This window comes from Megasphaera sp. An286 (genome assembly GCF_002163455.1).
Classification (GTDB): domain Bacteria; phylum Bacillota; class Negativicutes; order Veillonellales; family Megasphaeraceae; genus Megasphaera; species Megasphaera stantonii.
Genome location: NZ_NFIY01000001.1, coordinates 110104 through 122719 on the forward strand (window position 1 = coordinate 110104; position 12616 = coordinate 122719).

The window sequence follows — 12616 nt, forward strand, 5'->3', positions numbered from 1 at the left end:
TATGACATGGGGACCTTGTTTTATGTATTATCGTTGTCCGCAATGCGGCAAGAAATTTAAATACGCTATCGATTTGATTCCGGAATTCGGCGACGCCTTCGGGACCTGCCCTGACTGCCATGCCGGCGGCGTCCTGGAGGGAGAAGGGGCTCGGACGAAAGATGACGGGGCGTATGAAGAAGTAGAATGAGGTTCCCGCCATACCGGATTATATAAAGGAGGCTTATTATGGCGCAAGCAAATTCGCAAAACGCACAGAAGAAGACGATTACTGATAAGTTTATAGAATTCAGCTTAAACTATATTCCTGACTCCATGGTATTTGTATTGGGGCTGACCGTATTCGTCTTCGTACTGGCACTGATTTTTACGGACTCGACGCCGTGGGGATTGGTTGAAGATTATGCAAAAGGATTCTGGGAATTATTAAGCTTTTCCATGCAGATGTGCTTGATGATGATCAGCGGCTTCGTTATTGCTAATGCAAAGCCAATCCGCAGAGGCATCGTCCGCTTGATTGACTGGCCGAAGACGCGCGGTGGCACCATCGCCTTGTTCGCCCTGATTACCGGCGTTATTTCCTGGCTCCACTGGGGCGTCGGCCTCATGGCTACGATTATCATGGGCAAGGAAATCGCTATCCGCAAACGAGGCCAGGGCTTCCATTATGCTTTTATCGTCGCCATGGCCTATACGAGCATGAATATCATGGCCAACGGCATCTCCCAGGCCGCGCCGCTGCTGTCGGCGACGCCGGGCAACTTTATGGAAAAGATCATGGGCGGCATTGTGCCGATCAGCCAGACGTCCCTGTCCCCGTACATGATGACCTTCCTCGTATTGGAATTACTGGCTTTGCCTGTCGTATATTACCTGCTCATGCCTAAGAAGGAAAAGGCCGTAGAAATCAGCGACGAACTGTACAAGGAATTTACGGCAGAACCGGAAAAAGTCGATGCGTCGAAGAAATTGACGCCGGCTGAACGGTGGGAACGGTCCCGCGTGTTGAACACCCTCATTGCTTTGTTGATTCTCATCTGGTTCGGCGACCACGTCATTACAGAAGGCGTCAGCAAGATCAACCTGAACACGATCAACTTCGCCCTCTTTGGCTTGGGCTTATTATTCCACGATTCGCCGCACAGCTATATTGAATCGGTAAAAGAAGGGGCGACGACTGTATACGGCGTCATCATCCAGTTCCCTTTATACGCCGGTATTTTCGGCCTGATTACCTTCTCCGGCCTGGCCGACGAAATTACGGAGCTGTTCATCTCCATCGCAACGCCGGGAACCTATCCGTGGATCGTATTCATTTACACCGGCATCATGGACTTCTTCGTCCCGTCGGCAGGGTCTAAATTCGTCATCGAAGCGCCGTACTTGGTTCCGGCGGCTCAGCACCTGGGCGTTCCCGTTTCGCAGGTTATCAACGCCTACGGCACGGGCGCGCAGATGGCCAACCTGATTCAGCCCTTCTGGGCCATCGCCTACCTGGCGGCCTTCCGCCTTCGCTTCCAGGAAATCCTGCCGTTTACGTTCATGCTCTGGCTGTTCGTATTCATTGCCGGCAGCCTGTGGTTCCTCATTTTCCCCTTTGGATGGTAATGTAATTTAGCTGCTAACTCAATTTACTATACTCTTATCTCAATATGAAACATGCAAAAGACCTGCCGTGAGGCGAAACTCTCGTCTCCGGCAGGTCTTTTGCATTGCAGGCGAAATCCTATGGCTATCAAGGGCGGGGCAAAAACGAGGCAAAAAATGTATTTCATTTGCTTTTAGAAGACTTGATGAGCAATAAAAAAACAAGGAAGCCTGCATATAACAGGGTTCCTTGTTTTGGTTTTGTGCTATTGTGCTCGGTATTACTTGGAGTACAATTCGACGATGAGCGTTTCGTTGATTTCTACAGGAATTTCGGAGCGTTCAGGCATACGTGTCAGCGTGCCTTCGAAGCCGTCGAAGTTCTTTTCGATGTAGGGAACATCGAAGGTTTTCAATTCCTGGAAGGATTTTTTGTACATTTCGTTAGCGCGGGAAGCTTCCTTCAGCGTGATAACGGAACCTACTTTTACGTGTGCCGACGGAATGTCGCAACGTTTGCCGTTTACCAAGATGTGGCCGTGGTTGACCATCTGGCGGGCCTGACGAATGGAGTTTGCAAAACCGATACGGTATACCAGGTTATCCAAACGGCATTCCAACAATTTCAGCATGTTTTCGCCAGTAACGCCTTCCATCTTCTTGGCTTTATCATAATACCGGACAAACTGGCGTTCGAGCAAATTGTAGTATGCGCGAAGCTTCTGTTTTTCCAGTAACTGTGTGCCGTATTCAGACATCTTTTTCTGACGCTGTTCTTTCTTCACACGTTTTAATGCCTTAGGATGTCCGTACACATTGAGTCCGAACCGGCGACATTGCTTAAAACGTGCTTCTCTCCTCGTTGCCATTTTCTACATCACCTCATATAAAAATTTAATAAAACATAACAATAGAAATTCTATCACGGTTGCAGGGCTTTGTCAACGGATAGGCAGGGAAAAGTGCCGGCGTTTTGGGCGCAGAGCCTGAACAATACATTTTTTTGCCGACGCCGCGTAAAGAATGCGTAAACTGCAAGTCGTGAAAGACGGCGTAAAATAGGGGGATTCCTCCTACTGGTTATGGTTAACAATGCGCTGTCCTGTGCGATTGGCGCCGTCTTATGAGAAAATGTGCTCGTGAACACTATTGACAAAAGGTTTACAAAGGGATAGGATATACATAACAAAACTGTGTTCGAACACAATTTATAAAAAGTAAGAAAAAACCATATTTTAATTGTACGTATTGCTGAGTGGAGGAATGAAGAAATGAACACGAGCACAGCGGAAAAAGATAATAAAAAGATATCCAGCTCTTTTATTTACTTTTTCGGCTCTTTTGGCGGTATTTTGTTTGGGTACGACATCGGCGTTATGACCGGGGCGCTGCCCTTCCTGCAGGACGACTGGGGGCTGCACGGCAATGCCAGCATCATCGGCTGGATTACGTCGGCCGTCATGTTCGGCGCTATTTTCGGCGGCGCGCTGGCAGGCCAGCTGTCCGATAAATTGGGCCGCCGCAAGATGATTTTGATTTCTGCGCTGATTTTCGTCGTCGGCTCTGTCTTGTCGGGGATTGCTCCGGACAACGGCCAATATTACCTGATCGGCGTTCGTATTTTACTTGGCTTGGCCGTTGGCGCCGCGTCGGCTCTCGTGCCGGCTTATATGTCGGAAATGGCTCCGGCTCATCTGCGGGGCCGCTTGTCCGGCATCAACCAGACGATGATCGTATCGGGCATGCTGCTATCGTACATCGTCGACTATTTGCTGAAGGATTTGCCTGAAATGTACGCTTGGCGCTTAATGCTCGGCTTAGCTGCCGTTCCGGCTATTATCCTGTTCTTCGGCGTCCTTCGTCTTCCCGAATCGCCGCGTTTTCTCGTCCGTCATAACTTATTGGATGCAGCCCGCCGTACGCTGAGCTATATCCGTCCCAGCGACGAAGTAGAACCGGAATTGAAACAAATTCAGGAAACCGTCGCCGCCGAAGCCCATGCTGCGCAAAACAGCTCCTGGGGAATGTTGTTCAGCGGCAAATACCAGTACTTGGTCGTCGCCGGCATCGGCGTCGCCGCGTTCCAGCAATTCCAAGGGGCCAATGCGATTTTCTATTACATTCCCCTGATCGTCGAAACAGCGACGGGACATGCCGCCAGCTCGCAGCTCATGTGGCCGATTATTCAGGGCGTTCTCCTCGTTTTGGGATCCCTCGTCTTCCTGGTCATTGCCGATAAGTTCAACCGCCGCACGCTGCTGAAAGTCGGCGGCACGATTATGGGCCTGTCCTTTATCCTGCCGGCTATCATCAACAGCATCATGCCGGACACGAACCCGATGATGATCGTATTCTTCCTGTGCATTTACGTTGCCTTTTATTCCTTTACATGGGCCCCGCTGACCTGGGTTATCGTCGGCGAAATCTTCCCGCTGGCTATCCGCGGCCGGGCGTCCGGCATGGCTTCGTCCTTTAACTGGATCGGCTCCTTCCTGGTCGGCTTGCTGTTCCCCATCATGACGGCTTCGATGCCGCAGGAAATCGTCTTCGCTATCTTCGGCGTCATCTGCATGCTCGGCGTATGCTTCGTGACGAAATGCGTTCCCGAAACGCGCGGCCATACGCTGGAAGAAATCGAAGCCCAGGGAACGAAGAGAAGATAATTAGTGTATTCCTTTACGGGAGAAAGGATTTGTCTCATGGATTTATTAAAGGTTGCAGCGAACATTAAAACCGGCGAAACGGCCTTAGGAATTGAACTCGGCTCGACCCGCATCAAGGCGGTTCTCGTCAATTACGACTGCCAGACCATCGCTTCGGGCAGCTACGGCTGGGAAAACGCCCTGCGCGACGGCGTGTGGACCTATTCGCTGGATGAAGTATGGAAGGGGATTCAGGCCTGCTATGCCCAGCTGGCCGCCGACGTGCAGAGCCGCTACCACGTGCCGCTGACGCGCATCGGTTCTATCGGCGTCAGCGCCATGATGCACGGCTACCTGGCCTTTGATTCGCAAGGCGAACTGCTCGTTCCCTTCCGTACGTGGAGAAATAATATTACCAGCCAGGCTGCCAAGGCGCTGACGGATGCCTTCCATTTCAATATTCCCCAGCGCTGGAGCATCGCCCATCTGTATCAGGCTATTTTAAATGGAGAAGACCATGTGCCGCAGATTTCCTTCCTGACGACCTTGGCCGGATACGTCCACTGGATGCTGTGCGGCGAAAAAGTCTTGGGCATCGGCGACGCGTCGGGCATGTTCCCCGTCGATGAAAGGACAGGCACGTACGACGCGAAGATGCTGTCCCTGTTCGACGAATTGGAAGCGGTAAAGCCCTATTCGTGGAAGCTTGCCGACCTCCTGCCGAAGGTACTGCGGGCCGGGGAAGGGGCCGGTACCTTGACGGAAGAAGGGGCGCGCCTCCTCGATCCGGCAGGCCGTCTGGAACAGGGCAGCCATATGGCTCCGCCTGAAGGAGACGCCGGTACGGGCATGGTCAGCACGAACAGCGTCCGCAAACGGACCGGCAACATTTCTGTCGGCACGTCGGCCTTTTCCATGAACGTATTGGACCGGCCGCTGCAGGGCGTCCATGAAGATATTGACGTCGTCACGACGCCTGACGGGGCTCCTGTCGCCATGGTACATACGAATAACTGCTCGTCGGACATCAACGCCTGGGTGGACCTGTTCGGCCAGTTTGCCGCGGCGACGGGCCTGGCGATCGGGCCGGACAAGCTGTATGAAACGCTGTTCAACCTGGCCGGCACGGCCGACAAGGATGCAGGCGGACTGGTCAACTACAGCTACTTGTCAGGCGAAAACGTAACGCGCATCGACAACGGCCGGCCGCTGTTCGTCCGTACGCCGCACAGCCGCTTTACCCTGCCGAACTTCATGCTGGCCCAGCTGTACGCAGCCTTTGCGCCGCTGAAAATAGGCATGGACATCCTGGTTCAGGAAGAAGGCATTGAAACGGACGTCATGATCGCCCAGGGCGGCCTGTTTAAGACACCGGTCATCGGGCAGCAGGTATTGGCCGACGCCCTCAACATGCCGATTACCATTATGGATACGGCAGGCGAAGGCGGTCCGTGGGGCATGGCCGTATTGGCCGTATACATGGAAGTCCGTCAGGATGGCGAAACGCTGGCCGACTTCCTCGATGAACGGGTATTCCGCCATCCGAAGAGCGTCACCTTGACGCCGAATGCCGAAGGCGTAGAAGGCTGCAATGCCTTTATTGAAAACTATAAGCGGGCCTTGGCTGTTGAAGCAGAAGCGGGCCGCACGTTGGCAGATTAACCCTGCCGGGAGGGATATCATATGTTAGAAGAATTGAAGCAGCAGGTCTATGAAGCGAATATGCGCCTGCCGAAATTGGAGCTCGTCACCTTTACGTGGGGCAACGTGTCGGGAATCGACCGGGAAAAGGGCCTGTTCGTCATCAAGCCGTCGGGCGTAGAATATGAAAAATTATCGCCTGCCGATATGGTCGTCGTAGATTTGGACGGCAAGGTCGTCGAAGGAGACTTAAATCCGTCGAGCGATACGATGACTCACGCCGTATTGTACAAGGCCTTTCCGAATATCGGCGGCATCGTCCATGCCCATTCTCCCTGGGCCGTATCCTTCGCCCAGGCCGGCGTAGACCTTGAAGCTATGGGCACGACTCATGCTGATACGTTTTACGGCGACGTGCCCGTGACCGACGCGCTGACGAAGGAAGAAATCGAAAGCGCTTATGAAGAAAATACGGGCAAGGTCATCGTCCGCACCTTTGCCGAACGGGGCATCGACCCCGACGCCGTTCCGGCCGTACTGGTAAAACAGCACGGGCCCTTTACGTGGGGACCGACGGCGGCGAAGGCCGTAGAGACGGCCAAGATTCTGGAAGTCGTCGCTGAAATGAACTACCACGCGCTCCAGCTCACGCGCGCCGACATCCGCGTGCCCCAGTACCTGCTGGATAAGCATTACTACCGCAAGCACGGGGCCAACGCCTATTACGGACAGAAAAAATAAAGAGTATCTATTATCAGTATTTCATATATAAGGAGGAACCATCGATGTTACAAGTAAAAGATTATGAATTTTGGTTTGTTGCCGGCAGCCAGTATTTGTATGGCGAAGAACAGCTCCGCAACGTAGACCGCGATACGGAAGATATGGTCAACAAGCTCAATGCCAGCGGCAAGCTGCCCTATAAGGTCGTATACAAAGGCGTCATGACGACGGCCGACGGCATTACGCAGTTCATGAAGGACGTAAACTACAACGACAACGTAGCCGGCGTCATCACCTGGATGCATACGTTCTCGCCGGCGAAAAACTGGATTCGCGGCACCATGCTCCTGCAGAAACCGCTCCTCCATCTGGCAACGCAGTATTTGAACAACATTCCCTACGATACGATTGACTTCGATTACATGAACCTCAACCAGAGCGCTCATGGCGACCGCGAATACGGCTACATCAACGCCCGCCTGAATTTGAAGAACAAAGTCGTATACGGCTACTGGGAAGACGAAGACGTACAGGATGAAATCGCCAAATGGCAGGACGTTGCTGTTGCGTACAACGAAAGCTTCAACATCAAGGTATGCCGCTTCGGCGATACGATGCGCGACGTAGCCGTTACGGAAGGCGACAAGGTAGAAGCGCAGATTCGCCTGGGCTGGACTGTCGACTACTGGCCTGTCGGCGACCTCGTGCCGATTATTAACAGCGTCAGCGATGAAGACGTACAGGCCGTATACGATCAGCTGAAGGAAGAATACACAATGGTCGCAGGCGATAACACGCCGGAAAAATTTGAACACAACGTTCGCGTGCAAATCAAAGAATATCTGGGTATCAAGCGCTTCCTGGATAAGGGCGGCTATACGGCGTTCTGCACGAACTTCCAGGATCTCTGCGGTATGGAACAGCTCCCGGGCCTGGCTGCGCAGCTGCTCATGAAGGAAGGCTACGGCTTCGCCGCTGAAGGCGACTGGAAGACGGCCGCACTGACGCGTCTGATGAAGATTATGGCTCACAACGACCGCACTGTATTCATGGAAGACTATACGCTGGACCTGCGCAAAGGCCACGAAGCAATTTTGGGCGCACACATGCTGGAAGTCGATCCAACCATTGCCAGCGATAAACCGCGCATCGAAGTTCATCCCCTGGATATCGGCGATAAAGAAGACCCGGCCCGACTCGTCTTCACCGGCTCGGAAGGCGACGCTGTCAACCTGACGGTAGCCGATTTCCGCGGCGGCTTCCGTCTCATCAGCTACCCCGTAACGTGCCGCAAGCCCGAAGCGGAAACGCCCCACCTTCCCGTGGCAAAACAGCTCTGGACGCCGAAGGTCGGCTTGAAGAAAGGCGCTACGGCTTGGATTCACGCCGGCGGCGGCCACCATACCGTATTGAGCTTCCGCCTGACGGAAGAACAAATCCACGACCTGGCCGTCATGTTCGACTTGGACTTAGTGGAAATCTGCTAATCGTCAGCTTATAGTGTTACATCAATAAAAAAGAGAGGCTCGCGAAAGCCTCTCTTTTTTATAAGATTACATGTTTTCTGCAATGCGTATTTCGTTGTTCATGATATACCTTTCCCGGTCGGGAACGATGCCGTTGACCAGGTAATCGAAGACGAGCTGCATCGCCTTTTGGCCCTGCTGGTGGGGGTGCTGGTAGATGGCGGCCTTGATGTCGCCGGCCTTCATCATTTCCCGCGTCGTCGGGATGGTGTCGAAGACGAGGATGAGCAGGTCGTCCTTGCGGGGGCTGGCCAGGGCTGCCCGGCAGGTGCCGTAGGAGCCGCCGGAGGACAAGATGAGGAGGACATTGATGTCCGGATGCTGGTGCAGCAGGTTTTTCGTCGCGTCGTACGATGAAATATCGTCGTCGTTGTCTTCGATGAGGGCCGTAATTTCATACTGGGGATCGCCGCCCAGTATTTCCTTGAGGCCCTGCAGGCGGTGGCGGTGGCCTAAGATCTTCAGCGAGCCCAGGACGACGCCGATGTGGCAGGGGCCGGGGGAAAACATCTTCAGCAGCGCGCCGATGGTGCGGCCGCCGTTTACGTAGTCGCTGCCTACATAGTAGTGGGTGCTGGCCTGCTCGATGTCGTTATTGATCGTGACGACGAAGATGCCGGCGGCGATGAGCTCGTTCAGCTTGGCCGCTATTTTCGGATCGTTGATGGGATTGATGATGAGGGCGTTGATCTGCCCCTTGATCTGATCGAGGATATGGCACTGTTCTTCTACGTCGTAACCCCGTACGGTGTGCCAGACCGTGCGCATGCCGTAGGACTCGTATTTCCGGGCCGCCTTTTCCAGGGCGTCGATGATGTCGTCGAAGAAGCGGATGCTCTTGGAGGGCAGGACGACGGCGACGACGGGATTGCTCTTCTGCGCCGCCAGGGCCTTGCCGGCCGGGTTAGGCCTGTAGTGGAGCTTCTTGGCCATTTCTAGGATTAATTCGCGCTTTTCCGGCTTGACGTTGCCGCGGTTGTTTAAGACGCGGTCTACGGTGCCGCGGGATACGCCGCAGAGATCGGCGATTTGTTTTATCGTTACCATATATTTCCCTCCTGGGAATTACGAATGATGTAAATATATAATGTACACTAATTTTGTTTTCCCTATTTTAACACAAGGTGTGCGCGTGAACAAGTGCGCAAAAAGTCAAAAGAGGAGTGAATGCCATGAGTGTTATTTCTAAAAAAGATTTCGGCTGCCTGGCCGACGGCCGGCCCGTCTTTCTCTATACCTTGACCAACGCTAACGGCACGGCCCTGTCCATCTGCACGTACGGCGGCCATGTCCAGGCTCTGCGGACGAAGGACGCCGACGGGGCTGAGGTCGACGTCGTCCTGGGCTATGACGACGTCGAAACCTATGTGAGCGAAGACAAATATATCGGAGCTCTCATCGGCCGCTGCGGCAACCGCATTGCCCGGGGCCGTCTGCACATCGGCGGCAAAGACTATCAGCTGGAGTGCAACAACGGACGCAATCACCTGCACGGCGGCACTCTGACCGGCTTCAATAAAAAGCTCTGGCAAGCCGAAGAAACGGCAGAAGGGCTGAAACTGACCTATACGAGCCCTGACGGAGAAGGGAATTATCCCGGCGCCCTTCAGGTCGCCGTCTGGTATGATTTGACGGACGACGACGCTGTTACCATCCGCTACGAAGCAGTCAGCGACGCCGATACGGTGTGCAACCTGACGAACCACACCTATTTCAACCTGGACGGCTGCGGCAGCGGTTCCGTCCTCGACCAGGAAATCCAGCTGTTCAGCGATTTCTTCACGGAAAGCGATGCCGAATCCCTGCCGAACGGCAATATCGTCGCCGTCGCGGGCACGCCGATGGATTTGCGGGAGCTGACGCCGATTGGCCGCCATATCGACGACGACTACGTCCAGCTCCGCCAGGCCCGCGGCTACGACCATAACTGGATCGTCCGCCGCGATGAATCCCAGGCCGTGCCTACGGCCTACGGCACGGTATATCCCATGGCCTATGCCGTCGGCAATCGGACAGGCATTACGCTGACGGCCTATACGAGCCAGCCTGGCGTGCAGTTTTATACGGGCAATTACCTCGACGGCACGCCCTTGGGGAAGGGCGGCGCAGTCTTTGACCGCCGCAGCGGCTTCTGCCTGGAAGCGCAGTATTATCCCAATGCGCTGGAGCATCCGGAATTTCCCCAGCCCATTTTGAGAAAAGGCGATGTGTGGAAGGCCCTGACGATATACAAATTGGGACGAAAATAAAGACATACAAAAAAGATGAGACTGCGCTGCAGGCAGTCTCATCTTTTTTATATGTCAGTATATACGTGTGCGTTGGTTGTCAGGGCAGCGATTCGGAGAAGTCGAGGCCGGCGTCTGTCGCGTAATACGTCCCTTCCTTGTCTCCGTGCTCGATGTATTTTTTATCCAGCAAGGTCTGAATGACGTCCATGTCGGCCGGGTTCGGGGCGAAGATTTCTTCGGCCGTGCATTCTTCCCGTTCGACGGCGGCGACGACGGCGGCGAGCCGTTCGTCCTGCGTCGGCATGCCGTAGGCGAAATGGATGTTCGGCAAATACAGGGGATAGTCCTGCTTGGCCTTGATAAGGAACTGGCCGGCGGCCATGGCGGCGCTGAGGGCGTTTTGTTCGTTCATTTCAATGTTCATTTCCTCGCTGATCGCTGTCAGCTTATTAGACGGGAAATGGTATAATGTCTTGGCTACTTCCATCGTGTCGATAAAGCGCAGGCACGGCGCGTCGATGCCGTATATTTTCAGCGCATGAGCGATGCAGCCCATGACGAAGGGAGCGTTGTGGGCGACAAGGGTGCGGCCGACGAAGTAGTCTTTCATGCCGGCTTCCCAGTATTCGCCGAATTCGTCGGCTTTGCGGAGAACATCCCAGGCCAGTTCGGGATATTTTTTATTGGTAATGTTGTTTTCCGGCGGGCGGACGTAAAAGTAGTGGGTGTTTTTCAGCTGGCCCTTTTCAAACTCGGCGAAGCCGATGAGGCAGACTGAGTAGGGCTGCTCGTTGGCCAGGACCAGGGACAGGGCCGTAAACTGCTGAGGATAGCGGCGAAGGGCGTCCGAGGCGTCGATGGGATAGGCGTAGTAGCCCTTCTGCGGCTGGACGTCGTATTGGTGCAGGTTTTCTACCTGTACGTGCTGTTTCGTTTCCAGGTCCTTTTGCCGGGCCGCTTTTTTGCGCTTTTTGCGAAACGACGAAAGCAGGGAGTAGAGGACGGCGGCGATGAAGAGAATCGTGAGCAAGGTGCCGCCGGTGTGAAGCAGTGAATCCATGGCTATTCATTCCTTTGCGTTGAAGATGGGGACTGTTTAGTAAAGGTGTGATAAAATGTCATGCTGTAGCAGGTAAAGAAGGCGTTGTCGGCAGCCTTGCCGTTTACGGAGTAGCGGTCGCAGGCATTTACGGCCGGGTTGGGGAGCATGATCTGTCTGGTAGGAATTCCCTTGTCGTCGTACAGCAGTGTCGACAGGGTCTGTGTTTTGACGGTCTGGGCTTTAAAGTTGTAGAAAAACTTGTTTTCATATCCTGAAGCGACGTTCGTCGTATAATCGTACGTCACGACGGTGGCCTTGATGATATAATACGGCGGGTCATAGCGGATAGACTGGATGGAGTTCATGTCGACGTAGGATTCCGTCGTGTCGTCGTGGCCTACCTGGATATAGCGGGGATTGTCGTCGAAAAACATGGCCGCCGCCAGGGCTGTGCCGGCCATGAGAAAGACGGCCAATAACGCGGTTATTTTCTTTAGCAAACGAAACGCTCCTTTCCATAACAAGGTACCCTTTTATTATACGAAAAAGGAAAAAATTTACAACAGGCGGAGAGGCAGAATAGGCAGGAAGACGTAAATTTTTTAAAAATCCCCGGTAGGAATTTGTCTTCTGAAGGTCGAATTAATACTATAGTAAGAGCATGTCGATTTGTTTTCGTTCGTGGTAAGGTCTGATTGGCATGTATAACTGTAAGGAGGGATTACGTTGGGAAAGAAAATTGAAGAACGTCCTTTGCGTGCGGCTATTTTGACTATCAGTAATAGCCGGACTTTTTCGGATGATACAAACGGCCTGATGATTCAGTCGGCTCTGACAAACCGGGGGCATCAGGTCGTCGATTACGCTATCGTAAAAGATAATAAAGAGGATATTACCCGTCACATCCACGAATGGGTGTGCAGCGTCGACGTCGTCATTACGAGCGGCGGCACGGGCATCGCCAAGCGGGACGTGACGCTGGAGGCGATAGAGCCTCTCTTTGAAAAGAAAATTCCCGGATTTTCCGAAATGCTTACGTATTTCGCCTATCGCCGCGTCTGCGGCGTGCAGGCCATGGCCTACCGCTCGACGGCCGGCCTGGTTCATCAGTGCATGGTATTTTGCCTGCCTGGCCTGCCCAGCTTGATTAAAGTAGGCATGGAAAAGATCATCCTGCCGGAACTGTTCCACTTATATACGGAAATTAAAAAGTAAGAGCCTTAG

Annotated in this window: 12 protein-coding genes; 8 read left to right on the forward strand and 4 right to left on the reverse strand. The window is 53.6% G+C overall.

The annotated features are described in order from the left end of the window. Window position 1: 1 nt before the first annotated feature. Window positions 2-190 carry an excinuclease ATPase subunit gene (locus B5F80_RS00465; RefSeq protein ID WP_087476846.1) on the forward strand — a complete coding sequence of 63 codons (189 nt, stop codon included), beginning with the start codon at window positions 2-4 and terminating at the stop codon, window positions 188-190. 38 nt (window positions 191-228) lie between these two features. Beyond that, window positions 229-1608 (forward strand): TIGR00366 family protein, encoded by a 1380-nt coding sequence (locus tag B5F80_RS00470; protein ID WP_087476847.1) that lies wholly within the window; start codon window positions 229-231, stop codon window positions 1606-1608. A 260-nt stretch (window positions 1609-1868) separates the two neighbouring features. On the opposite strand, the gene rpsD is transcribed toward B5F80_RS00470, so the two are convergent. Continuing rightward, a complete protein-coding gene (gene rpsD / locus B5F80_RS00475) occupies window positions 1869-2456 on the reverse strand; it encodes a 30S ribosomal protein S4 (RefSeq protein ID WP_087476848.1) in 588 nt (195 codons plus the stop codon). A 402-nt stretch (window positions 2457-2858) separates the two neighbouring features. On the opposite strand from rpsD, the gene B5F80_RS00480 reads away from it, so the two are divergent. The 4 genes from B5F80_RS00480 to araA are packed head-to-tail and all read left to right on the forward strand — an operon-like array spanning window position 2859 to window position 8080. Next, window positions 2859-4250 carry a sugar porter family MFS transporter gene (locus B5F80_RS00480; protein WP_087476849.1) on the forward strand — a complete coding sequence of 464 codons (1392 nt, stop codon included), beginning with the start codon at window positions 2859-2861 and terminating at the stop codon, window positions 4248-4250. Between the two features lie 36 nt (window positions 4251-4286). Continuing rightward, entirely contained in the window at window positions 4287-5891 is a 1605-nt protein-coding gene (locus tag B5F80_RS00485; protein WP_087476850.1) for an FGGY-family carbohydrate kinase, read from the forward strand. Between the two features lie 21 nt (window positions 5892-5912). Then, window positions 5913-6611, forward strand: a complete 699-nt coding sequence (locus B5F80_RS00490) for an L-ribulose-5-phosphate 4-epimerase (RefSeq protein ID WP_087476851.1) — start codon at window positions 5913-5915, stop codon at window positions 6609-6611. 44 nt (window positions 6612-6655) lie between these two features. Next, window positions 6656-8080: an L-arabinose isomerase gene (araA, locus tag B5F80_RS00495; protein ID WP_087476852.1), complete on the forward strand. Its 1425-nt coding sequence runs from the start codon at window positions 6656-6658 to the stop codon at window positions 8078-8080. Window positions 8081-8146: 66 nt separating this feature from the next. Here araA and B5F80_RS00500 read toward each other — a convergent pair whose 3' ends face one another. Then, window positions 8147-9166, reverse strand: coding sequence for a LacI family DNA-binding transcriptional regulator (locus tag B5F80_RS00500; protein WP_087476853.1), 1020 nt, complete (start codon window positions 9164-9166; stop codon window positions 8147-8149). A gap of 125 nt (window positions 9167-9291) precedes the next feature. Here B5F80_RS00500 and B5F80_RS00505 point away from each other — a divergent pair, with 125 nt between their 5' ends. Continuing rightward, window positions 9292-10368, forward strand: a complete 1077-nt coding sequence (locus B5F80_RS00505) for an aldose epimerase family protein (RefSeq protein WP_087476854.1) — start codon at window positions 9292-9294, stop codon at window positions 10366-10368. A gap of 79 nt (window positions 10369-10447) precedes the next feature. Here B5F80_RS00505 and B5F80_RS00510 read toward each other — a convergent pair whose 3' ends face one another. Together B5F80_RS00510 and B5F80_RS00515 are read right to left on the reverse strand one after the other, a co-directional pair. After that, a complete protein-coding gene (locus tag B5F80_RS00510) occupies window positions 10448-11410 on the reverse strand; it encodes an exonuclease domain-containing protein (protein WP_087476855.1) in 963 nt (320 codons plus the stop codon). 2 nt (window positions 11411-11412) lie between these two features. Then, window positions 11413-11892, reverse strand: a complete 480-nt coding sequence (locus tag B5F80_RS00515) for a hypothetical protein (protein WP_239386273.1) — start codon at window positions 11890-11892, stop codon at window positions 11413-11415. A 226-nt stretch (window positions 11893-12118) separates the two neighbouring features. On the opposite strand from B5F80_RS00515, the gene B5F80_RS00520 reads away from it, so the two are divergent. After that, the gene (locus tag B5F80_RS00520; protein ID WP_087476856.1) at window positions 12119-12607 is read left to right on the forward strand and encodes a MogA/MoaB family molybdenum cofactor biosynthesis protein; all 489 of its coding nucleotides are present in this window, start codon (window positions 12119-12121) and stop codon (window positions 12605-12607) included. Window positions 12608-12616 lie beyond the last annotated feature (9 nt).